The following is a 22,976-nucleotide window of genomic DNA, read 5'->3' as shown; positions in this document are numbered from 1 at the left end:
TTTCCTATTTCAAAATTTGGTTAAAAGCATCAATTCGTTGTTGTAAATCTTCTTCGGTCCACTTCAGCATAATGAGCATAGATAAGGTACGGCTCATGATAGCATCCGATTTCGGCGTTTTGACTTGCGTATAGTCTGGTCGATCTTGCACCAACTCAATCGGCAGCTTGGCACAACTTTTCATCTGTTGAATATGATCCCAATTCTTGAAATAGTGCCAATTATTTCCATACCAATAGAAAACGCCCCCTATGCCCGCTTCAGCTAAAGCGGCATTCACCTCTTTTGCACGTGCTTCGGTTGGCAACATAAAAGAGAGGAAGCCCGCATTATCACCGGCTTCATCTGGAATTTCACGCAGTTGCACTTCATCAAATTGAGCCAAAGCGTCTTTCAACACTTTTTTATGACGCCGCTGTAGCGCTAAGATGGTATCCAGTTTCCCTAATTGGGCCACCCCCACCGCAGCATTCATCTCCGAAATGCGGTAATTAGAACCCATAATCGGATGACCTTCTGCCCCTCTGTCATTACCGATATGATCATGGCCGTGATCTGAATACATATGGGCATTTGCATAAATCTGATCATCATTGGTTAAGACCGCTCCCCCTTCACCACAAGAGATGGTTTTCACCGAGTCAAAAGAGAGGCATCCCACTTGACCAATAGTCCCTAAAGCCTTGCCATGATAACTTCCGCCTGTGGCTTGACACGCATCTTCCAATAAAATCAGACCATGCTGATCACAAATGGCCTGAATCTCATCCAGTTTACCCATTGAACCGCACATATGCACCAGATTCACAGCCTTAGTTCTAGGCGTGATTGCGGCTTCAATGCCTTCAGGCGAGAGACAGAGGGTTTCATCAATTTCGGCAAACACTGGAATGGCGCCCGCCAAAACAATCGCTTCCACAGTGGCCACAAAGGTAAACGGTGGCACAATCACCTCATCTCCTGCACCAATACCGGCTGCCGCCAAAGCGGTCATCAAGGCTGTGGTACCACTCGAGACAAGATGTGCATGCTTCACATTAAGTTTATCGCACAGCATCTGTTCCATCTCTTTTGCTTTCCAGACGCCATTACGCATCGCATCAAAGTTATAGCGAAAGGTAAATCCCTTCTCCATCACTTCATCAACTTGTTGTTTTTCTGCTCCATCAAACAGTTCAAAACCGGGCATAGATTACTCCTTTGTTGGCACTAGCGCTTTTAGCAGCGTGGCATAATGCTGTTGTTGGCGATGCGTCTTCAATCGGTTCGCGATAAAAATCGCATGCAGCTGCTCAAGCGCGAACTCAAAATCATCATTAATCACCAAATATTCAAATTCTGGATAATGCGACATTTCGCTTACCGCTTGCTGCATGCGCTTTTCAATCACCTCTTTGGCGTCAGTCCCGCGTCCTGTCAGGCGGCGCTCTAGCTCCTCTAAAGAGGGCGGCAAAATAAAAATGGTGGTCGCATGAGGCATTTTAGCTTTCACCTGTTGCGCCCCTTGCCAGTCGATCTCTAAAATCACATCCTTACCACTGGCCAATTGTGCCTCGACAGTTTTTTGAGAAGTGCCATAATAGTTATCAAACACCTTGGCAAACTCTAAAAACGCCCCTTCCGCCACCAGCTGTTCAAAGGTTTCCCGTGAAACAAAATGATAATTCACTCCCTCCACTTCACCTGGACGAGGCGGACGCGTCGTGGTCGAGACCGACACGACAATTTGAGGATCTTTTTCCGTCAAGGCTTTAACTAGCGACGTTTTGCCTGCGCCAGAAGGCGCAGAAATAATATAAAGTGCGCCTGTTTGAGTATCCGCTACATGAGAAGACATCAATTTTTCCTACTCATTTTATTTGATAATGATTTGTTATTTTAGCATGAAACAACGCCATCAACCCTCTGTTTTCGGTACAATAGCCCTATGCAAAAAGAAAGTATTTTTTTAGTCGGCCCTATGGGCTCAGGGAAATCCACTGTCGGTCGGCTACTGGCGGAAAAACTCCACTATCAGTTTGTGGACAGCGATCATGTGATTGAAGAGCGCACAGGAACCACCATTCCTACCATTTTTGACATTGAAGGGGAGGAAGGGTTTCGTGCCCGGGAGCAAGCAGTGATTGAAGAGCTCACCCAGTTGCCTGAAATTGTATTGGCCACTGGTGGCGGTGCCGTGCTTAAGCCTGAAAACCGTCGTGCTTTAGCGAGTCGAGGGTTTGTCATCTATCTTAAATCACCCGTGCACGCCTTGCTACAACGCACTCGCATGGATCGCAACCGTCCCTTATTACAAACCGACAACCCTAAAGCGGTGCTGACTAAAATTGTGGAAGAACGCGAACCACTTTATCAAGAAGTGGCGGATATGGTGATTGAAACCGAGTTTTACTCCGTTCACCGTGTCGTCAAACAGATTATGGAACGATTGGAACAAGAGCAGATTATCAAATGAAAAAACTGATTGTTGATCTAGGTGAACGCGCCTACCCCATCTTTATCGGTGAAGGCTTAATTGATCAAGCAGACTTAGTGCGTCCTTATGTGAAAGGGACTCAAGTCTTAATTGTGACCAATACGACCGTTGCCCCTCTCTATCTTGAGCGGGCTAAAAAGGCTTTTGCCGATTTTGATGTGCAAACTGTCATTCTTCCAGACGGAGAAGCCTACAAAAATTTAACCGTACTCAATCAGATTTTTGATACCGCCATTGAACACCACTTTGACCGCAAGTCCACCTTTGTCGCATTAGGTGGTGGCGTGATTGGTGATATGACCGGTTTTGCGGCAGCCGCTTATCAGCGTGGCGTCCCCTTTATTCAAATGCCCACGACACTATTGGCTCAGGTCGACTCTTCTGTCGGCGGAAAAACGGGCGTCAACCACCCCAAAGGGAAAAATATGATTGGCGCTTTTCATCAACCTGAATGTGTGGTCATTGATACCCAGACGCTTAACACCTTAGAAGACCGTCAACTTTCAGCCGGTCTGGCTGAGGTGATTAAATATGGCCTAATTCGAGATGAGCCCTTTTTTGAGTGGCTAGAACAGAAAATGCCGCAACTGCTGGCTCGAGAGCCCGCAATTTTAGCCGAGGCCATTGAACGCTCATGCCATAACAAAGCTGAAGTGGTGGCCGCCGATGAAAAAGAAGCGGGACAGCGCGCCCTATTAAATTTGGGACACACCTTTGGCCATGCCATTGAAGCCGGTATGGGCTATGGCAAGTGGCTACATGGCGAAGCTGTCAGTGCAGGCACAATGCAAGCCGCTTATCTTTCACAACTGATGGGAAAAATCACCGCTGAAGAGGTCAGTCGAATCGGTCGCCTCTTTACCCAAGCGCACCTCCCTATCTATCCCCCCAGCTTAGAAGAAATGCCGGTTGAGCGATTTTTAGAACTGATGGCAGGGGATAAAAAAGTACAAGCTGGCACCATTCGTTTGGTACTGCTCAAAAAAATTGGTGAAGCCTATCTAACCGGCAACTACCCAGAAGCCTTACTTATCCGCACCCTTAAAGAGTGGCGGTTATAACTTAAATCTGCGATCCATAAAAAACCCAGCCTAAGCTGGGTTTTTTATCAAACGTAAGAATGGTTAGCGTACTTAGGCAACCGCCTCTTTTTCCATTTTCTCTTTAATTTTTTTCATCGCTTGCTTTTCAATTTGCCGAATACGCTCCATGGAAACCCCATATTCAGCAGATAACTCTTTTAAGCCCACTTTTTCATCGCTCAACCAACGTTTTTGCAGAATATCACGACTTCTGTCATCCAACTCAGTTAAGGCTTCTCTCATCAATTTTTGCTGATACTCCGCTTCACTTTCTTTGGCTAACGCATTTTCTGGATCTAACTCATGGCTCACCAAAATCGGATAGGTGGAACTGCTTTCTTCTTCCTCTTCAGGCGAAAGATTCACTGATAAATCTTGCCCATAAAGACGGCTCTCCATCTCGAGCACATCTTTACGCGTCACCCCCAATTCATCCGCGACTTGATCGGCATCTTTATCATTGAACCACTCCAATGATTTTTTGGCGCCCCGCAATTTAAAGAACAGTTTTCGTTGTGCCTTGGTGGTTGCTGTTTTCACAATACGCCAATTACGAATCACATATTCATTAATCTCTGCACGAATCCAATGGATCGCAAAGGTCATTAAACGTACATTCTCTCGAGGATCAAAGCGCTTAATCGCTTTTAGCAGACCAATATTGCCTTCTTGAATCAGATCAGCCAAAGGCAGACCATAGCCGCTGTATGAACGCGCAATAGGGACGACATAGCGCAGGGAAGAGAGTACCAACTGACGCGCAGCATCCATGTCTTTATGGTAGAAATATCTCTCAGCCAATTCACGCTCTTGTTCTGCACTTAGCTGAGGGAAAGATTGAATGGTACGAAGATAGGTTTCCAAGTTTTTGCCTGGGACCAAATTCATACCGGCTTGTTTAGGCACTAATTGATTCATGCTTTTGTCCTCCGATTCATTCTATAGACCCACCCAAAATAGGTGACTATCAGAAAAAGCTAAGTGTGAGAACATTGTGAATGGCTAAACCAAGCACAACATCAACTACAGCTAATATAACGAGCTTTTATAGGAAAAGCAATGACGCTTGAAAAATATTATTTAATATTTTAAATCAACAAGATAAGAATGCTTGACATAAGAAGGCACTGTCGCAAAAAACTTGAATCTATTTTTAACTTGCATAGGATGGAGACAAAGCACAATACAAAAAAAAAACCAGCCAAAGATTTGGCTGGTTTTCTCTAAGCACTCACTTCAGCAAATGGAAGAATGGCTTACCCTTGAGTCGGTAACTCTCCAGCTTGCTGCATCATCTCCATCCACGCATCACGCAGTTCTGACAAAATCTCAATCGCACTGTCTAAATAAAAGGTCTCTTTTTCAAATACCGCCTCTTGAATAGACTGATCTGCATAGCGATACAGCTCTTCTAGATCATAGGCCAGAGGTGTTTGTTGACTGAAGTGCAAGCGGTCACGCAAGGCATCTAAAATTGTCGTCATCCGCCCGAGATGAAACCCTTTTTCCACCCAAGCTTCACTTTGATGACAAATTTTTGCCAAATTCCCTTTATCCACCACCCCTTGCAGCAACAATAGAATGGTTTTATTTGGGTTTTGCGCCAACTCCTGCTCCACTTCTTCTTGACGAATATATTCTTGAAGCAGTGGGGCGGTTTGTTGTTGCGCTTCTACAGTCATATTTGTGGTCATGATTAACTCCTTATCCTTCCCTTGTGTGTTAACGGTAGAGGATTCATCCTCAAGTTTTTCTTTGTGGGGACGATATAGCAGAGATCATGCCAACTTTTTGTTGGGTTTTTGACTAACTATTTAAAAATGAACCTTAACCGCTTGGGCAGAACGGTTCGCTTTTGCAAGCGCTTCTTCTATTGAATCTGCTCGCGCCAAGGCCACCCCCATACGACGTCTGCCATGTATTTCAGGTTTACCAAATAGGCGTAACTGGGTATCAGGCTCAGCCAAAGCCGCTTCCAAGTTACTATACTGCACTTGCGTTGAATCCCCTGTTGGTAAAATGACACTGGAAGCTGAAGGGCCATGTTGCGTAATATTTGGAATCGGCAACCCTAAAATGGCTCTAACATGTAAAGCAAATTCTGATAAATCTTGCGAAATTAACGTGACCATCCCCGTATCATGTGGCCGCGGCGAGACTTCGCTAAAAATCACCTCATCGCCTTTTACAAACAGCTCAACCCCGAACAGGCCTCGGCCAGTTTCGCCACAAAGCGCCTCTGCCACCGCCTTTGCCATCTGCTGTGCTTGCTCAATCGCTTTTTGACTCATCGGGTGAGGTTGCCATGATTGGCGATAGTCACCGGCTTCTTGATAATGGCCAATCGGCTCGCAAAAGCTGATGCCATCGCGGTGTTTAATGGTCAATAAAGTGATTTCATAATCAAAATCCACAAATCCTTCGACAATAACTTTACCTTTGCCGGCACGCCCCCCTTCCTGCGCATACTGCCAAGCCGCCTCTATCTCTTCTGGGCGCTTAATGACGCTCTGACCTTTACCCGAAGAGCTCATAATAGGCTTCACAACACACGGCAGACCAATTTTTTCAATCGCCGATTCAAACTCAGCATGTGAAGCCGCAAAAGCATAAGGTGATGTTTTTAACCCCAAGGTTTCTGCGGCCAACCGCCGAATCCCTTCACGGTTCATGGTCAACTGTGTCGCTTTTGCCGTAGGCACCACATTAAACCCTTCGGCTTCCAACTCAGCCAATGCCTCTGTCGCAATGGCTTCAATCTCTGGCACAATATAAGCTGGCTTTTCTTGCAGAATCAAATCCTTTAAAGCCTCCGCATCCAACATATCCATCACATGACTACGGTGTGCAACCTGCATCGCTGGCGCCTTAGCATAGCGATCGACGGCTATCACTTCCAACCCTAACCGCTGACACTCAATCGCCACCTCTTTGCCAAGCTCTCCCGAACCTAATAACATCACTTTGGTCGCTGTCGCCGAAAGCGGCGTTCCAATCTTTAACATGGCATATCCTTTGCTTATCATTTTTGAGCACAGTGTTTAACTTTTAACACTTTCGTCATTACACAATATATATATAGAAGATTTGGCGATTTTATCACACGAGGGAAAAGCGATGTTAGACTTGGCATCCACATCAAAACTGAAACACAAGAGCCGAAATACCTTATCTGATAAGGAAAATTTACTGTTCAAACAGTTACAAAAACAATTTTCAAACCGCTCTGATGATAGCCTAAGAGGGTTATTAGAAGCAAAATTACAGCAAGCGACCCCCACACAAATTGAGACCGAAACACTGTTTCGCAAAGCGCATTTTGATGCGCTGACCCACCTCCCCAACCGGGCTTATTTCAATGAAGTGTTAGAACACTTTATTGTCTCCAGCCATAAACAAGAGATGGCCTTTGCACTGCTGTTTCTCGATCTGGATGGCTTTAAAGCGGTCAATGATGAGATGGGACATCAAACGGGAGATGAACTATTGCGCCATGTCGCGGCTCGCTTGATGTTTGCCGTGCGCGAAGAAGATAAGGTTTTTCGTTTAGGCGGAGATGAATTTGTCATCCTCTTGCCTGAAATCACGGAACATGAAACCACTGAAAAAATTGCTCAACGCATTATTCATGAGATCAGCCAAGCCTATTGGCTCAATGGACAGCCTGTCCACATTTCCACCAGTATTGGCATCGCACTTTTTCCCAAAGATGGCCAAATTGCTGCCGACCTCATTGCGAATGCGGATAAAGCCCTATATGCAGCCAAGTCAAAAGGGAAAGGCATCGCTCTGTTTTATGAAGAATCTTACCTCACCCCCCAACAAAAGTTTGCAGCAGAAGTGGCGGATTTAGAACAGGCAATTGAGGCCGCAGAACTGACCATCTGTTCGTGTCAACAATACAGTTTAGAACACCAAAGTTTAGAGCTGATACACCACTCGCTTTGTTGGCAACAGCAGACACTCCCAACATGGGAGGATAAGCTTGAAAGCTCACGTTACGCCACGCAGATCGGAAATTGGCTCATTGATAACAGTTTTTATCATCTACAACAGAGCTCAGATCAAGCGAAAACTCGAATCGCGATTCCACTCATTCTTAAACTCCTTAAACAGACTGAAATTACAGAAAAACTCTCAAAAGCCCTTTCACAGTATCAAGTTCAAGCGCAACAAGTCTTATTACAACTGAATGCTTCAAGTTGGACGCAGCTCATGGCCTCCTCCAGTCATCGAGATCAGATTGAACAGCTCAATCAGAAAGGGTTCTATTTCATACTCGAAGGCATGGATGAACATCAATTTGTACTGAACGCTTTACAACACCCTGCCGTTCAAATTGTACAACTCAATGCCGAATGGGTCTTGCAATCCAAACAAGATGAAAAGTTAGATAGGGTCGAAACCTTAATTCAAATGCTTCATTTGTTAAATAAAAAAGTGTCTTTAGACGAAGGCGTGTTAGAGCCTCAACTGATGCGAAAACTCGGTATTGATTGGGTGAAATCTATTCAGATTCCAAAATAAAAAAACCGCGGTAAACACCGCGGTTTTTTGCTTAAGATAAGACTCAATCTTATTTAAAATTTTCCATTTTATAAGTCACTAAAGGCTTACCATGTTGCGTCCAAAGGTGTGCAGAGCCATCATAAAGCTTCACTTGCTTGTTGCCCAAAATCTCATGCATCACAAACCAGTTACCTGAGGCTAAGTGTCCAGTATTACAATAGGTAATGGAAGGTTTAGATAAATCCACACCAATGGCTGCAGCCGCTTTTTTATATGCATCCGCACTTAAAAATTTAGCCGGTTTAGCAGAAGTATCCAAATCTACAGGATACAATTTAGCCCCTGGGATATGACCTGCACTCTTAACTGAACTTTTATGCCAAGTTCCTAAGTACAGACTGGTATTACGGCTATCTATTAATTGATAACCATTTTGCCCCTTAGAGGCGGCTTCTACCTCAGCAGTGCTGGCATAAATAGACTGGTCTTGATCTGTGGCTGTCCAATTTCCTTGATGACCTAAGTCTCCATGACCTTTTTTATCTAAAGGTAGCTTAGCTTTTGCGTAGGCCACCATCCCCCCATTCATAATGGTGACATTATTCTCACCATAGGACTTAAACTGCCAGTACAGACGAGCTGCTTTCGCTGCAGCACCTGGCCCTTTACCAGGATAAGCAATGACAATGGCATCTCCTTTATTAATGCCCCAGCTCTGAACCATTTTTTGCCAAGTCTCTTTAGAGGGCAAGAGCCCTTTTGCTTTCACCCCTTCAACCGTTGCTTCAACACGCACCTTTTTATAATTAACGGGCTCTGCCCCAGGAATATGCGCCTTTTTACCAATCTCTAAAATCTTGACTTCATCTTTATGCGCATTTACCCAAGCAGGCGTCACTAAAGGCCCTGGTACTTGCAATGCAAATGCATTAGTCGTCAAGAATAGTGCGCTGATTAGTGTTGCACCTTTTAGCGTGGTTTTCATGCTTATCCTCCTAATATTAGAAATTAATAAATAATCAAAATAATGTTGTTTCATTAAACGTAAACCGACCGTAAAAGTCAATTTTATTCCTTATAAAAATTCCCTTATATTTTTTATCAATGCAATAAAAAATTTTTTAATCCACCTCTACCATTTTCATAGCGTGAGAGAGGCGCTAAAATGGGCTTATGCAAAATCCTTTAGCTTACTTCAATCTTATTTGCCTGCTGCTCAATCTGCGCTTAGTTCCCCATAAGCAGATTATCCGATGCCCACTTTTATGACAAGTTTGACTGACCAAATCATTCTCTTTCTGATCGCTTTGCTTGCCAATTTTCTCTCTGCCCTCGCAGGTGGGGGTGCAGGCCTATTGCAGCTGCCCGCTTTACTTTTTTTAGGATTGCCTTTTGCCATTGCCTTAGCTACCCATAAAGTCGCCAGTGTCTTCTTAGGCTTAGGCGCCACCGCTCGCCATCTTAAATCTGGTACTTTTAATGGGCGTTTTGCGCTTTTTATTCTTGCTTTTGGTCTGCCAGGCGTAGTGGTTGGCGCCAACTTGATTTTACACGTCGAGGAAACGCTTGCGGAAATAGCCTTAGGCCTGCTCACCTTTGGTTTGGGTTTCTACTCTTGGCGCAAACCCGATTTAGGACTCACCGCCCAATCGCCCAACCACTCTATTTGGGGATGGTTAATAGGCGGCATCGGACTGTTTTTAATTGGAGCGCTCAATGGTTCCTTAACCTCCGGAACGGGACTGTTTGTCACCCTATGGCTAGTGCGTTGGTTTGGCCTCGACTACAAATCGGCCGTCGCCTACACGCTCATTTTAGTCGGCATTTTCTGGAATGGCACGGGCGCATTGACTTTAGGGTTGCTCACAAAAATTCAATGGGATTGGCTACCAGCGCTCATTCTTGGCTCACTCATCGGCGGTTATCTCGGCGCCCATTTTGCGATTATCAAAGGCAATCAATTGGTTAAACGCAGCTTTGAATGGATGACCATGTTGGTGGGCATCGCTTTAATTTTAAAAGGGCTCTAACTCCCTACTTTTGTTTACGTAACTGGCGAATCATGAGCCGCTCTCTGGCATCAAACAGTTTTCGACTGCCTAAATGCAGGGCAATTAAGGTGCCTGAACCCGTAGAAACGGTAATCAGCAGCATAATCATAATTTGATATTTCACCGCTTCCATTGGATCGGCGCCGGCTAAAATTTGACCGGTCATCATGCCCGGCAAAGAGACCACGCCCGCTGCCACCAACATATTGATAATCGGTATCATCGCCGTATGTAAACTCTGTTCTCGTACAAACTTAATGGCCTGCTGTCCAGTTCGCCCTAAAGCCAGTTGCGCTTCAATCGCCCCTTTTTGTGCAATGGCACTGCGCGTGAGTGTATCTAGCGCGATTCCGATGGCGGTCATACTGTTGCCTAGCACCATGCCCAAAAGCGGGATAGCGTACTGCGGTTCCCACCAAGGCGTGGGCGAAATCACCACAATTAACACCATCACGGTCACCACTAAAGCGGTCAACGATAACGAAAGCAAACCTATCCAGTAGGTCGCATATTTTTCAAATAGATAGGATTGCCGCTTCACAATCTCATAGCCAGCAAACGCTAGCATAATGGCGCCCACCAAGGCGACCCAAATAAACTGATTGGCGGCAAACACCCAGCTCAACCAAAGTCCCATCAATAGAAGCTGCACGATCATACGCACTGTGGCAATCCACAGCTGCTTAGTTTGGGAAAAGCCGTTCAGTAATAAAACAATGCCTAATAAAAAGACCAAACTGGCCAAAAACGCTAAATCTTGATAAGAGAGCAGGATCATTTGCATCAATCACTCCTTTACGGCTTTTCGGTCATCAGTTGGCGAATCAATTTGACCGCCTGCGGCTGCGTCCAATCGTAACCGCCAAAGAGGGCATAACGGATACGGCCTTTTTGATCAATCAAAAATGAGCTGGGATAAGCAAAGATGCGCCAGTTTTTAACCGCTTGTCCAGTTGGATCAAGTAACACAGGAAAATTAACCGGGTGCTGTTTTAAGAAGGCCTGAATTGCAGGTTTTGGTTCCCCCAGGTTTACTGCCAAGATTTCAAAAGGTTGCCCTTTCAGCTGATTTTTAAGCGCCACCATTGAAGGCATCTCATGCACACAGGGAGGACACCAACTGGCCCAAAAATTCAAGAGTACCACCTGACCTCGATAATCGGCTAAATCCATCATTTTTCCCTGTAAACTTTGCAACCGTAAAGGGATATTTTGCGGACCTTTGTAGGGTACCAGTCCGGATTTTTTCTGATTTTTAACCGCTTTTGGCGATACAGAAGTCTCCGTTTGTTGTAGAACTCGATTTTTTGACATATCCGCTTTTAAAGCATTCATCGCTTGAGTCAGCTGGGCAGGGAGTTGTTTCGCCTGCTGCTGTTCATTGGGCAAGGCATCGGGACGAAAATAAAACCGATCCCGAACTTTTGGCAGCAGCTGTAACCAAACCGTACTGCCTCCTTTTGCTAAAGTCTCCGCCAAATTGAGCAAATGCCAACGCCAAGGCGACAACTCCGCTTGCAAAATAAAAATGGGCGCATTGATTTGAGACACTTCCGGCAGATACTGCGCCTTTTCACCCGGGACAGGTGTCACGATATACAGATTGGGATTAAGCAGAATCAACCCTTTATGGCGGAGCGCCTGCTGCTGTTGCCCCCAATGCCAACCTCGAACAGCCAAAACCGCCCCCTTATCTTCAGCGAGCACATAAAGCGGTTTTGAAGGCTGTAACGATTGCAGCTTTTCAGTCAACGCCCAAATGACTGAGGCTGGGATTTTGTCAATACTACTGGGCGCGGCCGGCAGAAAATAGGCTTCAAAAAGATTAGGCAAACATACTTGACTCTGACTGCGTTGAGCCAATTTTTGCGCCTGCAACCGAACCCCTGCTGGATAACCATAGTCTGAGGGCAGCCATAAAACGAGGTTTTGTACTGCAGCTGATAAAGGCGTCAAGCAAGTCACCTCAATCTCTAACGGTTCTGAACCCATCTGAGTGGGTTTAACCGTCCAAGTTTGCCTCAGCTCCGCACCCAATACAGGCGATGACACCCCCATCCAGAGTAAAAATCCCATAAAGCTTAAACGCAACATCGTTCCTCCTCAAGCCTTAAGCATGCTAAAATCGCAGTCGTTGCTTACCTTTCATTTAACCATTGTAAACCTTATGCCGCTCACACTGCTCTCTCAATTCAGTCAACAGCTCAAGCAGCAACAACACCGCGGCTTAGTGGTGCTGCAAGGAGAACTGGATTGGCAAATGTCTATTTGGCAGCAGTGGGTGAATCAAGTCCATCAACACGCGCCTCGTACCCGCTGCTTACAAATCGATACGCTCTTAGATGAAGACCTTAATTCCACCAAAAGCCTTTCACAACTTTCGCCTCAAGCCTGTCGGCATCTGCTAGGACAAGAGGCTGACCATGCGTTTTTCAGCCTGCAAAGTCCTGCCGGCATTGATCTAAATGCACTTGGCATTGTCACCGGCCTCCTCACCGTCGGCGGCCTCTGCTTTATCGGAGTCCCTGAGCAGCCGCAACCCAACCCAGCCAGCCAACGATTAATCAACTTTCCCTACTCATTAAAAGATTGCCAAGCAGGGTTTTATCACCATCTGCTGAACACGCTTCAACCTTTTAAAATGCAAATACTCTGGCTCAAACCCGAAATGGCCTCCATAACGCTCCCCAAGCTGGAAAACCCAACTAACACGGCCTCTCCTTCCCCCGATTTAATGCCCACTTGTGAGCAGCAGCAAGCGATTCAAGCCATTGCCCATGTCGCTTTTGGTCATCGTCATCGCCCTTTGGTACTGACCGCAGAGCGCGGTCGCGGTAAAAGTGCCGCCCTAGGTATGGCTGCCGCCCTCTGCTTGCAACAGGGTAAAACCCATATTGGGCTCACCGCCAGCCGAAAAACACAAATTCAAGGCGTTTTACAGTTTTGCGCTTATTTTTTAACCCAAAATGTACAAAATTTAGCGCAAAATTTTGACGATTTGCCAGAATTCCCAGTCCTGCCACGGCAATTTGTAGCGGAAACGCTCATTCAAGAGCGCGATCGGTTAAGCATTCAAGATACAACAGGACAAACGGTGACCCTGCAGTTTTATGCGCCTGATGCTCTACTGGCAACTCTTCCTGAGGTAGATATTTTGCTGGTAGATGAAGCCGCCAGCTTACCCTTGCCGGTGCTTGAAGGCTTTTTGACCCGTTTTAGCCGTTTGGTGTTTGCCACCACTTTACAAGGGTATGAAGGATCCGGTCGGGGTTTTGGTCTTAAATTTGCCCAAATGCTGGCAAAATATCAGTGGCGACATCTTGAACTTAAATCCCCCATCCGTTGGGCAGAACAAGATCCTTTAGAAACTTGGGTGAATGCTCTGTTACTGGCGCCCAAACAGGTCACTTTACAACAATCTACGCCACGCCAACGCCTTAATCACTATTCCATCAGCGAACTGCCCACACAAACCCTTTGGCAGCGGCCACAGACTTTGCAAGCGATTTTTGAACTGCTGGCCAGTGCGCACTATCAAACGCAACCCAATGACCTTTTACAACTTCTGGAAGCCCCGCATATTAAACTGTGGGTAGCACAACAAGCGGGAAAAGTGATGGGGGTTCTTTTGGTCACCGAAGAAGGGGGACTGCCACATCCTCAACAACAGACCACACTGCACTTTCAAGGCCACCTGATGCCGCAACAGCTGTTTCGACACTCCCTCAATCCCGAATGGCTCAATCTAAAAAGCTGGCGCATATTGCGTTTGGCGGTCTCCCCTGAATGGCAACAGCAAGGGATGGGGAGCGCTTTAGTACAGCATGCGCTTCGGCAGGCAGCAGAAGCAGGCTTACAAGCGGTCAGTACCAGCTTTGGCGCCACTGCAGATTTGGTAGCCTTCTGGCGAAAGCAAGGTTTTGCGCCCCTCTATTTAGGACTGAAAAAAGATGCCGCCAGTGCCAGCCATGCTTTAACGATGCTCTATCCGCTCACGGATAAGGCACAGCAGCTTACACAGCAGCAGCAAGCCGACTATCACCCCCAATTTGCGCATCTACTGAATGAACGGCCTTTTTCACAATTGCCGCTCCCTTTGCTATATGAGATCCTACAAGGCCTGCGCTATCCGCCCACCGCCTTTCCTAATGGCTACCTTCAAGGCCAGCCATTTGAAGCGGTTTCATTTCAACTGAAACAGTGGGCACTCTCTCATGCAGAACAGTTATCAGCACTCCCAGAAAGCTTTTGTCTTAAGGTGTGTCAAAACCATTCCTGGCAATCCCTAAATGCAAGCTACGGCTCCCGAAAACAGCTCGAAAAACTGTGGAAAAAATGCCTTTATGCTTCAAACACCACCGTTTTATTGCCGTGGATCAGAACACGATCTTCTAGATGATAACGCACCCCCCGCGACAAAACGGTTTTTTCAACATCTCGTCCCAATCGTTTTAAATCCTCTGCCGTATGTGCATGGGTCACTCGAATCACATCCTGCTCAATAATGGGGCCACCATCTAAGACTTCAGTCACATAGTGACAGGTGGCACCAATGAGTTTAACACCGCGTTCATAGGCTTGATGATAAGGCCTTGCGCCCACAAAAGAGGGGAGAAAACTGTGATGAATATTAATCACTCGACCGGCAAATTCTGCACACATTTGCGGCGGTAAAATCTGCATATAGCGTGCCAACACGATCAGGTCTGCTTGATACTGCTTCACCAGCCGCTCGGCTGTTGCAAACGCCTCCGGTTTATTTTCCGCAGTCACGGGCACATGGTGAAAAGGCACACGATACCAATTTGCCATCTCTTCTAAATCCGGATGATTGGCGATCACACACACAATCTCTCCAGGCAGATCCTGTTCATGCCAACGATAGAGCAGATCCGCCAAACAGTGCGATTCTTTGGAGGCAAAGAGTGCAATTTTTTTCGGTGTAGCCGAATCACTGATCTGCCACTTCATCTGAAACTGTTCCGCAATCGGCACAAAGGCGGCTTTAAACGCCTCCAGCCCCGCGGTTAAAGAACTGGCCAAGATCTCATGACGCATAAAAAACCATTGATTGGCCGAATCGGTATGATGATTGGCCTCCACAATGGTGCCGCCCTGTTCCGCAATCAGCGTCGCCACTTTGGCAACAATGCCCACTTGATCCGGACAAGAGATGGTTAAACGATAAACATGTTTCATAGGATAACTCTTAATTTAAGTTGGATTATCATAGCAAAAATATAGCGGATTTTTTAAGACGATTAAATATCCTGAAAATTATGCTATATTTAACACGCTTTCCTTAAAAAATAAGTAGGAGAAGAAACATGAAAACCAAGCTCACTTTAATGGCTGCCTTAGTCTCCAGCTTAGCCTTCAATGCGCAAGCGGCGCCCAATGAATATACCCCCATTGGTCCCAATATTAGCTATGGCAATGACTCTAATCCAAACACCATCTATTCTACTGTGGCGAACCCTGCTAATAATGCCATTGGCGTGTCTGATACAAAAGGGTATCGTTATGGCTTGGGCGCCAATGTACAGCTTGATGTCACCCTAAAAGATTTAGAAGGGTCAAAAGATTACTGGGATGACAAAATTGTGCCTTATATACAATCAAATAATAGCAATGATGCGCCTATTCTTCAAAATAGGGTAAACGATTTTTTAAGCAAATATAATCATGGCCAAGCGAACATTATAGTGGGCGGTACCGTTCCGTTACTTATTAAAAACTCCTTCTTAAAAGGCGGTCTGACATTTGACTATACACGCCAAATCGCAACTCAAGTCATGATTATTAATGGCCCAAGTCCAGTCACTGCAACTCCTTCAGGCAGTGGAAATTCTATCACCATTAATGAAAAAGCAGCAGCAGTCCATCTTGCTTATAACCAATTAGATGAATTTGCCCTTTCCTATGGTCGTGATCTTTTTTCTAATGATCAAGGCAAACTCTCGGTAGGGGTGACTGCGCGCTATCTAACGCTTACCAACAATCAAGCCAATGTCGATTTAAAAACCATCGTGGATGATAATGCGTCAGGAACCAAAGACTTTAATGAATATCTTTCCGATATTGATAATTCGTCTAAATCAGACTCAAATTATACCGCCAATATTGGGATTAACTGGCAAGGAGAAAACTATAAACTCAGCTTTATCGGTCTGAACCTGTCTGAACCCACCTTTAAAGTCAATAACCGAACCAATGTGATCTCTCCAACATATACTTACTTTTCAAGCCAGATTGATGCGAAATTTAAGCTAAAATCTCAATATCGCATCGCTGGACGTCTCAATACACAAAATGAACACTGGACCCTTAGCGCTTCTTACGATTTAAATAAAGCCAATGATTTAAATAACCAAGATGTGCAATTTTGGGATATCGCTGCCGCTTATGCAACCAACTCAGCTTGGTATATTCCAGATGTGCGTTTAGGCGTTCGAGGAAACCTCGTGGGCACCAAATATAACTATATGAATGCGGGGTTAACCTTTGGCTTCTTAAATATCGATCTCTCAACCACAACACTGGATTTCTCAGGCGTTGCGGATAACCAAAAAGATGCGGGCGTGATGGCCTCTGTCGGTGTTGAGTTCGACTTCTAAGACCTTTTAATGAGATGGCAGCAGATGGCTCAATAATGTGGGATTTTTTGACCTTTAATCATTTCATCGCCCAAGATGTTTTGATGGTTATCTATTATTTGGGGGCGATTATTGGACCCATTATTTTATACGCCCTACGAAAGCGACTGACTGCCTATCTCAAAGATAAAGGCCTGACCTTTTCTCTCAGCGCATCAGAAGAGCGCTTAGCCTTGCTGATTTACATTATCGCATTGATTTGTATGGAGCTTTGCTGGCGAATGATGTTTGAGGCGATGATTGGCTATTTTGATATGCACGACTATCTATACAAAATTTCGCAAACAGTGTAAAAACTCAAACCCATATTTAGCCAGTTTAACTTCCCCTACACCATTTATGGCCAAAAATGCGCCATCTGTTTGTGGTCGTTTTTGAGCCATTTCCATTAAAGCCGCATCTCCAAATACCTGATAAGCAGGAATATCTTCAGCTTCCGCAATTTCACGACGCAGTTGACGTAAGGCTGCAAACACTTCAAGATCGGCCTCTGAGAGATTCGATTTCTGTTGCATACGGCTCGATTTACCGATTTTCTGTTTCTGCGGCAAGGCTAACTCTAGCTCAATTTCCCCTTTTAACAGCGGCTTGGCGTCTGGTGTGAGACGCAGAACATTGTAGTGGGTCGGATCAGGATAGAGATACCCTAAATGGATCAATTGACGAAAAATACTCTGCCACTCATGAGCAGAATAATCTTTACCAATGCCATAGGTCGATAGTGTTTGGTGGTTATTTTGGCGAATCCGTTCGTTATTTTGACCTCTTAAAACCTCAATCACATACTGCATACCATAGCGTTGATTAAGCCGATAGACACATGAGAGTGCTTTTTGAGCGACCACTTTACCATCAAACCGTTTGGGCGGGTTGAGACAGAGGTCACAGTGACCGCAAGGCGTGTGCGTCGGTTGCCCAAAATAGTTTAACAGCACATTGCGCCGACAAGTTTGCGCTTCGGCAAACTCAATCATGCTTTGCAGCTTAAAATTTTCCAGACGCTGCTGCTGTGCATCTTCTATCTGCTCAATAAAATATATTGCTGTCGCAATGTCTTTCAAACTAAACAGCAACAGCGCTTCTGCCGGCAACCCATCCCGTCCAGCACGCCCTGTCTCTTGATAGTAGCCCTCGATCGTTTTCGGCAAATCATAATGCACGACAAAGCGCACATTGGGTTTATCAATGCCCATGCCAAAAGCCACGGTCGCCACCACAATCTCAATTTCATCGCGAATAAACTGCTGATGCACACTTTGCCGTATGTCGCTAGACAATCCAGCATGATAGGCGTGCGCTTGAATGCCGTGACTTTGCAATGCTTCGGCCACCTCTTCCACCCGTTTTCGGCTTAACGCATAGATAATGCCACTTTCATTTGTATGGTTTTGTAAAAACGCCAACAGCTGCTGCATCGGTTTGTGCTTCTCTTGCACCCGATAAAAAATATTTGGGCGGTCAAAACTGCCAATATGAATTTTTGGATTTTGCAGCTGAAGTTGCGCCACGATATCTTGCTGAGTCGTGCGATCCGCTGTCGCCGTTAAAGCGATAAAGGGCACCTGTGGGAATTGGGCGCGCAACTGACCGATTTGTCGATATTCAGGACGAAATTGATGCCCCCATTGCGAGACACAGTGCGCTTCATCAATCGCAAAAAGCGCAATGGGTAGAGTCTGTAACTGCTGGATAAAATTAGGCGTCATCAGTCGTTCTGGGGCGATATAGAGGAGATCCAACTGCTGGCTGTGTAACTGATTGAGCACCGCTTCTGCTTCTGGTGGTGCTAAGCTGGAGTTAAGAAAGGCTGCCTTAACCCCCAAATTTTTTAATGCAGAGACTTGGTCTTCCATTAAGGCAATTAACGGCGATACCACTATCGCCACCCCTGGACGAACAAGCGCGGGAATTTGGTAACAAAGTGACTTGCCGCCACCTGTGGGCATTAGCACAAAGCAGTCATGGCCTGCAATGAGGTCGGAAATAATCTCAGCTTGATGGGGACGAAAGGCTGTATAGCCAAAAATGGTGTTTAAAATAGAGTGGGCTGCGGTCAACATAGCGCAAAGTATACAGATTTTATGCCGTCTATTCGCCACTTTTTATAATCGAACAGGTGAGCTTCTCTGCTAAACAGTCACCTTTATCATTGCACTCAATACACAAAAGCCTGCAAAAAGCAGGCTTTATAAAAGGTTAAAAAAGTATTTTTTAGAGACCTGTGCATGAGTGGGATGCGAGCTAAAAATGAGAAAAAATTTTCCGTATCTAGGCGGAAAACGCAGGGAATAGCCAGCTATTGCCAAGTTTTCCAACGACGATAGGGGAAATTTTAGCCATTTTTAGCCGTAGAACCATCTCGTGTACAGGTCTCTTAATTAAACAGGGGCAGTTGTAATTAAGCTAATTAAATACAAAAATGCCCAACCACCAAAGGTCAAGATGAATGCCCATAAAAGTGCTTTCTTACCATTCATAATTTACTCCTTGCCAGCAGGGTTTTTAGGCGTCAAATGCGCATAATACTCTGCTAGAGCTTTAATTTCATCATCTGATAAATCTTTCGTAAATTGAGACATTCCTTCCTCAATATCATTTGTACGTTTACCATACTTATAATTTAGCATAGTACGAATGAAATAAGAGGCTTTCTGTCCTGCCAATGCAGGCGTAATCCCTTTCCCTTCACCATGCACACCATGACATGAAGCACAGGCTGTAATCATACGATTTGTCATGTCACCATGGCGCACCAATTTAATGATATTAGCGGGTGCTGTGTACTGTTCCTTAGGTGCAGGAAGTTTTTGAGCGGCATAATATGCAGCCAAATCCGCCATATCTTGCTTAGACATAGGAACTGTAGCCGCATGCATCACTTCTGCCTTTCCATCACCTTCATTACGCAAAGCATAATGGTAATCCATCAACTGCTTATAGGTATAAAGCTCTGTGCTGGCCGCTAAGTTCGGTGCATTACGTGAAGGCGCTACGCCATTTTCCCCATGGCAGGTAATACACAAACCATAACTGTGAAGCTCTTTACCACGGGCAATATCCCCTTGGGGTTTTTCTGCTACCGCTTGATCCCATGCTTCAATGGTCCATGCTTTTGCAGCATGATCCTCATTAGCCAAAACAGTCGAACTGGCTAAAAAGGTGACCGAAATTAAACTTGCCAAAAAGTGTTTTTTCATATCTTATCTCCTTTTTAATCCTTAACTAAATATGTCTTTACGGAAGGTGCGCTGCCAGTTCTTAGCAACCGCTGCCCGAATATGACGATAGTAAGGATTATCAGTTGGATCAGACATAGACCAAGCTTCTTCATAAGGTTTATCATCACCATTAAAACGGAAGGTTTCTGCAACCGTCATCCCCCAATCTTCAGCTGCCATTGCGACACAGTTATTGGTAATAAACGGCGTACCCAACTCTTTTCCAGTTAATTCAGCATTAATGGCTTTGGTCACCACTTTAGCTTGGTTGCTGGCAATGTAACCCGTCTTAGGCATTGGATCTGCCGCGGCTGAATCCCCGATAATATAGACATCTTTGTCACGTTTAGAGGAGAAGTCTTTAGAGTGGAATGGTGCCCAATCCCCTTCTACTAGACCATTCATGCGCGCAAAACTACCCGCCATTTCTGCCGGAATAATATTGATCACATCGCCTTTAAATACCTGACCATTCTCAGTGGTCAAAGTACGGCGCTGTGTATCCAACTTGGTCACATGACCCCCTTGGTCTTTAGAAACCCACTCTATACGTGCATTGTCAGTCCCTAAACCATGCTCTTTTTTCCAAAAATCTAGATAAACATCATGGAAAATAAAATCATTTTTAGAGTCTAAGATAATGACTTTTGCTGTTGGATTGGTCTTTTTAAGTTTATTGGCAATAAAAGATGCACGCTCATAAGGGGCTGGCGGACAACGATAAGGATCCACTGGAGACGTAATCAATACCGTTCCACCTTGAGGTAGCGCATCAATTTGATCTCTCAGTTTTAATGTTTGCGGCCCTGCATGCCATGCTGCTGGAAAATCTCCTTCTGCCAACTCTTTACTGTAGCCTTCAACAGCTTCATATTTAAAATCTGGTCCTGGAGAAACGATGAGCTTGTCATAAGCAATGACATCACCTTTTGCCAACTTCAATTTTTTCGCTGCATAGTTAATTTCAGTGGCTCGATCTTGAATAAGATTCACACCATAACGAGATTTTAAAGTGTTGTAATCAACCGTTAAGCTTTCAAGGGTTTCAATACCTGCAACCACTTCGTTACTGCCTGGACAGAACATATAAACAGGATTAGGCTCCACAACGGTAATGCGAACATCTGCATTTAACAGACGCATATATTTGGCAGCAGCAGCGCCTCCAACACCTCCACCAACAATCACAATATGTGGACTGCTTTTAGCAAAAGCTAAGCTTGATGCACCCATTAAACCTGAACTTAGAGCACCTGCTCCAAATAATTTAATTAGATCGCGTCGCGTAATCTTATTCATGATTGTTCTCCTTTTCTTGCTGCTTAATTGAAGCATTCCAATCTGGACGCGTCCACTCTTCAGCCTTTTGCTTAGCAAAAAAATCTGCCATACGCTCAATTTCTTCATCTGAGAAAACACGCGCTACATCATGCATCACAATGGATGGGAACTTATTGTCACGATAAGCTTTCATTAATTTAATAAATACTTGCTTATCCATTCCCGCTAGCGGTGGCATTGCTTCATTAAATTCTGCACCACGAGTTCCATGACAAGCAGAACAGTTATCGCCCAACATATCTGCTGAAGGTGTTGGATACTTTTCACGCAATTGGACATTTTCTTCTGCGGAAATCCCACCTGTTAGAGCACTACTGACAGGCGCATGGAGTAGGAAACTCATCCCTACTAAAAAATAAGTTAAACGTAATATTCTCATATTATTTTTCCTTTTACTTTGCCAAGATATAGAGGCCGATACCAAAGAAATGGACAAACCAAATAGCCATAATCCAGATGGAAAGTGTTCCCAATTTATCCACCATTGCGCTTGGTGTATAGACACCTTTAGTCTGACCAACTTTCCAAGCAACTGTTAAATAATAGGCTAATACCACGCCTCCAACGACTAAGAAGGTTCCAAAAAAGAGGCCTGTAGAGTACCAATCTATATTGAGCTTATAGTCAAAGAAGTTAAAGTGGAAGAAGCCATTAAGAATGTCATAACGTAACATTTCACGACCTGTTGCCACAACTAGCTCAATAACTAAAGCAGCGGGTAACGCCATATAGCTACAGAATTTGGCTTCACCTTTTAAACGAACCTCTGCCCAAACTGCGTACAACAGAAGCATAACACCTGGGAATATGCCCCAGAATGAAGTGGCAAAGTCACCTGCTGTCTCAGGAATCGTCATCATCCAGCCAATGTAGAATACAGTGGCAATCACACTTCCCACTTTAATCCATTTTTTACCTAATTCGCCTGCCCAGTTCAAATAGTCTTGATCTGCATCAGGACGTACGGATTTAAAACGGCGATAAGCGACTAACAATGCCCCTGTAACTGGAATCGATAAACTGATAAAGAATGCAAAGCGCCATAGATTCCAAGCATGGAGTTTAGAACCACTATAGTCCAGTACACCATTTGATTGTTCAAACCAGCTCTGCCATGCCTCTGGATGAAGGATTTGAACTGTCAAACTGTGAACAATAAAACCAACAACCAAAAGTAATATAACACTCAATACCAGTGACCATCGAGCTTGAGGCTGAGAAGTTTTATCTTCAGTTTCATAATTGCGGAAATAATAGTAATACAAAGCCCAATAACCCAAAATAAGGATAACAATAAACGCAATCACCCATACCGCAGAGAGTACGTTTGAAGCATACCAGTTTGAATCATAAAGCACTTGTACAAAAAGCAAAGGTGCTACGCCCACAACAATGGCAACCGAAACCGCAATCTTCGCGACCTCAAGCATCGCTGCGCCAAGTCTGCGCCAATAGTTATTCTCACTATAGGCGCCAATTAAGGTAATGGCCGAAGCCCCTAACATCAGTTGTACGAAAAAGATATGCAGAGCAAAGGTTAATACTCCTAGTGCTGCAAAAACAATGGGATAAAACGGCAATCCCGCTGGATTACGCAGCGCATATAGCATATCTGTGACATGGGTAACTTGTGAAGCATCCAT

Annotated in this window: 21 protein-coding genes; 7 read left to right on the top strand and 14 right to left on the bottom strand. The window is 45.0% G+C overall.

Features of this window, described 5'->3' with window-relative positions:
• Window positions 1-4: 4 nt before the first annotated feature.
• Both ACYQ05_RS06875 and gmk read right to left on the bottom strand, forming a co-directional pair.
• Window positions 5-1,189 carry a DegT/DnrJ/EryC1/StrS family aminotransferase gene (locus ACYQ05_RS06875; RefSeq protein ID WP_459819601.1) on the bottom strand — a complete coding sequence of 395 codons (1,185 nt, stop codon included), beginning with the start codon at window positions 1,187-1,189 and terminating at the stop codon, window positions 5-7.
• Between the two features lie 3 nt (window positions 1,190-1,192).
• Window positions 1,193-1,837: a guanylate kinase gene (gene gmk, locus ACYQ05_RS06870; protein ID WP_459819599.1), complete on the bottom strand. Its 645-nt coding sequence runs from the start codon at window positions 1,835-1,837 to the stop codon at window positions 1,193-1,195.
• A gap of 90 nt (window positions 1,838-1,927) precedes the next feature.
• Here gmk and aroK point away from each other — a divergent pair, with 90 nt between their 5' ends.
• Complete coding sequence (gene aroK, locus ACYQ05_RS06865; RefSeq protein ID WP_459819597.1) at window positions 1,928-2,455, top strand: shikimate kinase AroK; 528 nt, start codon at window positions 1,928-1,930, stop codon at window positions 2,453-2,455.
• Window positions 2,452-3,537: a 3-dehydroquinate synthase gene (gene aroB / locus ACYQ05_RS06860; RefSeq protein ID WP_459819595.1), complete on the top strand. Its 1,086-nt coding sequence runs from the start codon at window positions 2,452-2,454 to the stop codon at window positions 3,535-3,537. Before aroK ends, aroB begins: the two co-directional genes overlap by 4 nt.
• Before the next feature lie 72 nt (window positions 3,538-3,609).
• Here aroB and rpoH read toward each other — a convergent pair whose 3' ends face one another.
• The 3 genes from rpoH to purT all read right to left on the bottom strand — a co-directional run bounded on the left by rpoH (window position 3,610) and on the right by purT (window position 6,563).
• Window positions 3,610-4,476, bottom strand: coding sequence for an RNA polymerase sigma factor RpoH (rpoH, locus tag ACYQ05_RS06855; RefSeq protein WP_459819593.1), 867 nt, complete (start codon window positions 4,474-4,476; stop codon window positions 3,610-3,612).
• A gap of 338 nt (window positions 4,477-4,814) precedes the next feature.
• Entirely contained in the window at window positions 4,815-5,252 is a 438-nt protein-coding gene (locus tag ACYQ05_RS06850) for a flagellar export chaperone FliS (RefSeq protein WP_459819591.1), read from the bottom strand.
• A 120-nt stretch (window positions 5,253-5,372) separates the two neighbouring features.
• Window positions 5,373-6,563, bottom strand: a complete 1,191-nt coding sequence (gene purT, locus ACYQ05_RS06845) for a formate-dependent phosphoribosylglycinamide formyltransferase (protein ID WP_459819589.1) — start codon at window positions 6,561-6,563, stop codon at window positions 5,373-5,375.
• A 112-nt stretch (window positions 6,564-6,675) separates the two neighbouring features.
• On the opposite strand from purT, the gene ACYQ05_RS06840 reads away from it, so the two are divergent.
• Window positions 6,676-8,085, top strand: a complete 1,410-nt coding sequence (locus ACYQ05_RS06840; protein WP_459819588.1) for a diguanylate cyclase domain-containing protein — start codon at window positions 6,676-6,678, stop codon at window positions 8,083-8,085.
• Between the two features lie 49 nt (window positions 8,086-8,134).
• Here the strand turns inward: ACYQ05_RS06840 and ACYQ05_RS06835 are convergent, their stop codons facing one another.
• Window positions 8,135-9,052: a sulfurtransferase gene (locus ACYQ05_RS06835; protein WP_459819586.1), complete on the bottom strand. Its 918-nt coding sequence runs from the start codon at window positions 9,050-9,052 to the stop codon at window positions 8,135-8,137.
• Between the two features lie 268 nt (window positions 9,053-9,320).
• Here ACYQ05_RS06835 and ACYQ05_RS06830 point away from each other — a divergent pair, with 268 nt between their 5' ends.
• The gene (locus ACYQ05_RS06830; RefSeq protein ID WP_459819584.1) at window positions 9,321-10,097 is read left to right on the top strand and encodes a sulfite exporter TauE/SafE family protein; all 777 of its coding nucleotides are present in this window, start codon (window positions 9,321-9,323) and stop codon (window positions 10,095-10,097) included.
• 4 nt (window positions 10,098-10,101) lie between these two features.
• On the opposite strand, the gene ACYQ05_RS06825 is transcribed toward ACYQ05_RS06830, so the two are convergent.
• Window positions 10,102-10,902: an ABC transporter permease gene (locus tag ACYQ05_RS06825; protein ID WP_459819583.1), complete on the bottom strand. Its 801-nt coding sequence runs from the start codon at window positions 10,900-10,902 to the stop codon at window positions 10,102-10,104.
• 11 nt (window positions 10,903-10,913) lie between these two features.
• Window positions 10,914-12,212: a TlpA disulfide reductase family protein gene (locus ACYQ05_RS06820; protein ID WP_459819581.1), complete on the bottom strand. Its 1,299-nt coding sequence runs from the start codon at window positions 12,210-12,212 to the stop codon at window positions 10,914-10,916.
• 22 nt (window positions 12,213-12,234) lie between these two features.
• Between ACYQ05_RS06820 and ACYQ05_RS06815 the strand changes: the two genes are divergently transcribed.
• Window positions 12,235-14,517 carry a GNAT family N-acetyltransferase gene (locus tag ACYQ05_RS06815; protein ID WP_459819579.1) on the top strand — a complete coding sequence of 761 codons (2,283 nt, stop codon included), beginning with the start codon at window positions 12,235-12,237 and terminating at the stop codon, window positions 14,515-14,517.
• Here the strand turns inward: ACYQ05_RS06815 and purU are convergent.
• Complete coding sequence (gene purU / locus ACYQ05_RS06810; protein ID WP_459819577.1) at window positions 14,460-15,317, bottom strand: formyltetrahydrofolate deformylase; 858 nt, start codon at window positions 15,315-15,317, stop codon at window positions 14,460-14,462. The two genes, ACYQ05_RS06815 and purU, sit on opposite strands and share 58 nt — an antisense overlap.
• Before the next feature lie 128 nt (window positions 15,318-15,445).
• Between purU and traF the strand changes: the two genes are divergently transcribed.
• Together traF and ACYQ05_RS06800 are read left to right on the top strand one after the other, a co-directional pair.
• Window positions 15,446-16,735 (top strand): conjugal transfer protein TraF, encoded by a 1,290-nt coding sequence (gene traF, locus ACYQ05_RS06805; RefSeq protein WP_459819575.1) that lies wholly within the window; start codon window positions 15,446-15,448, stop codon window positions 16,733-16,735.
• 83 nt (window positions 16,736-16,818) lie between these two features.
• Complete coding sequence (locus tag ACYQ05_RS06800; protein ID WP_459819573.1) at window positions 16,819-17,067, top strand: DUF4282 domain-containing protein; 249 nt, start codon at window positions 16,819-16,821, stop codon at window positions 17,065-17,067.
• On the opposite strand, the gene recQ is transcribed toward ACYQ05_RS06800, so the two are convergent.
• The 5 genes from recQ to ACYQ05_RS06775 form a co-directional block, all read right to left on the bottom strand.
• Window positions 17,041-18,834 carry a DNA helicase RecQ gene (gene recQ / locus ACYQ05_RS06795; protein ID WP_459819571.1) on the bottom strand — a complete coding sequence of 598 codons (1,794 nt, stop codon included), beginning with the start codon at window positions 18,832-18,834 and terminating at the stop codon, window positions 17,041-17,043. The two genes, ACYQ05_RS06800 and recQ, sit on opposite strands and share 27 nt — an antisense overlap.
• Window positions 18,835-19,254: 420 nt before the next feature.
• Window positions 19,255-19,971: a c-type cytochrome gene (locus ACYQ05_RS06790; protein ID WP_459819569.1), complete on the bottom strand. Its 717-nt coding sequence runs from the start codon at window positions 19,969-19,971 to the stop codon at window positions 19,255-19,257.
• A gap of 21 nt (window positions 19,972-19,992) precedes the next feature.
• Entirely contained in the window at window positions 19,993-21,291 is a 1,299-nt protein-coding gene (locus ACYQ05_RS06785; protein ID WP_459819567.1) for an FAD-dependent oxidoreductase, read from the bottom strand.
• Window positions 21,284-21,712 carry a c-type cytochrome gene (locus ACYQ05_RS06780; RefSeq protein WP_459819566.1) on the bottom strand — a complete coding sequence of 143 codons (429 nt, stop codon included), beginning with the start codon at window positions 21,710-21,712 and terminating at the stop codon, window positions 21,284-21,286. Before ACYQ05_RS06780 ends, ACYQ05_RS06785 begins: the two co-directional genes overlap by 8 nt.
• 13 nt (window positions 21,713-21,725) lie before the next feature.
• On the bottom strand, window positions 21,726-22,976 hold the full coding sequence (locus ACYQ05_RS06775) for a hypothetical protein (RefSeq protein ID WP_459819564.1): 1,251 nt from the start codon (window positions 22,974-22,976) through the stop codon (window positions 21,726-21,728).

The sequence above is a fragment of the Galenea microaerophila genome, from assembly GCF_054657255.1.
This window is presented reverse-complemented; position numbering and strand designations above follow the sequence as displayed.

Bases quoted from the DNA above. Each gene is read 5' to 3' on its own strand.
- ACYQ05_RS06825 (WP_459819583.1), bottom strand. From the start codon at position 10,902: ATGCAAATGATCCTGCTCTCTTATCAAGATTTAGCGTTTTTGGCCAGT.
- ACYQ05_RS06815 (WP_459819579.1), top strand. From the start codon at position 12,235: ATGCTAAAATCGCAGTCGTTGCTTACCTTTCATTTAACCATTGTAAAC.
- ACYQ05_RS06835 (WP_459819586.1), bottom strand. From the start codon at position 9,052: ATGAAAACCACGCTAAAAGGTGCAACACTAATCAGCGCACTATTCTTG.
- ACYQ05_RS06840 (WP_459819588.1), top strand. From the start codon at position 6,676: ATGTTAGACTTGGCATCCACATCAAAACTGAAACACAAGAGCCGAAAT.
- ACYQ05_RS06800 (WP_459819573.1), top strand. From the start codon at position 16,819: ATGGTTATCTATTATTTGGGGGCGATTATTGGACCCATTATTTTATAC.
- rpoH (WP_459819593.1), bottom strand. From the start codon at position 4,476: ATGAATCAATTAGTGCCTAAACAAGCCGGTATGAATTTGGTCCCAGGC.
- ACYQ05_RS06790 (WP_459819569.1), bottom strand. From the start codon at position 19,971: ATGAAAAAACACTTTTTGGCAAGTTTAATTTCGGTCACCTTTTTAGCC.
- ACYQ05_RS06830 (WP_459819584.1), top strand. From the start codon at position 9,321: ATGCCCACTTTTATGACAAGTTTGACTGACCAAATCATTCTCTTTCTG.
- ACYQ05_RS06875 (WP_459819601.1), bottom strand. From the start codon at position 1,189: ATGCCCGGTTTTGAACTGTTTGATGGAGCAGAAAAACAACAAGTTGAT.
- purT (WP_459819589.1), bottom strand. From the start codon at position 6,563: ATGTTAAAGATTGGAACGCCGCTTTCGGCGACAGCGACCAAAGTGATG.
- ACYQ05_RS06820 (WP_459819581.1), bottom strand. From the start codon at position 12,212: ATGTTGCGTTTAAGCTTTATGGGATTTTTACTCTGGATGGGGGTGTCA.
- ACYQ05_RS06785 (WP_459819567.1), bottom strand. From the start codon at position 21,291: ATGAATAAGATTACGCGACGCGATCTAATTAAATTATTTGGAGCAGGT.
- traF (WP_459819575.1), top strand. From the start codon at position 15,446: ATGAAAACCAAGCTCACTTTAATGGCTGCCTTAGTCTCCAGCTTAGCC.
- purU (WP_459819577.1), bottom strand. From the start codon at position 15,317: ATGAAACATGTTTATCGTTTAACCATCTCTTGTCCGGATCAAGTGGGC.
- ACYQ05_RS06850 (WP_459819591.1), bottom strand. From the start codon at position 5,252: ATGACCACAAATATGACTGTAGAAGCGCAACAACAAACCGCCCCACTG.
- aroK (WP_459819597.1), top strand. From the start codon at position 1,928: ATGCAAAAAGAAAGTATTTTTTTAGTCGGCCCTATGGGCTCAGGGAAA.
- ACYQ05_RS06780 (WP_459819566.1), bottom strand. From the start codon at position 21,712: ATGAGAATATTACGTTTAACTTATTTTTTAGTAGGGATGAGTTTCCTA.
- gmk (WP_459819599.1), bottom strand. From the start codon at position 1,837: ATGTCTTCTCATGTAGCGGATACTCAAACAGGCGCACTTTATATTATT.
- aroB (WP_459819595.1), top strand. From the start codon at position 2,452: ATGAAAAAACTGATTGTTGATCTAGGTGAACGCGCCTACCCCATCTTT.
- recQ (WP_459819571.1), bottom strand. From the start codon at position 18,834: ATGTTGACCGCAGCCCACTCTATTTTAAACACCATTTTTGGCTATACA.
- ACYQ05_RS06775 (WP_459819564.1), bottom strand. From the start codon at position 22,976: ATGGATGCTTCACAAGTTACCCATGTCACAGATATGCTATATGCGCTG.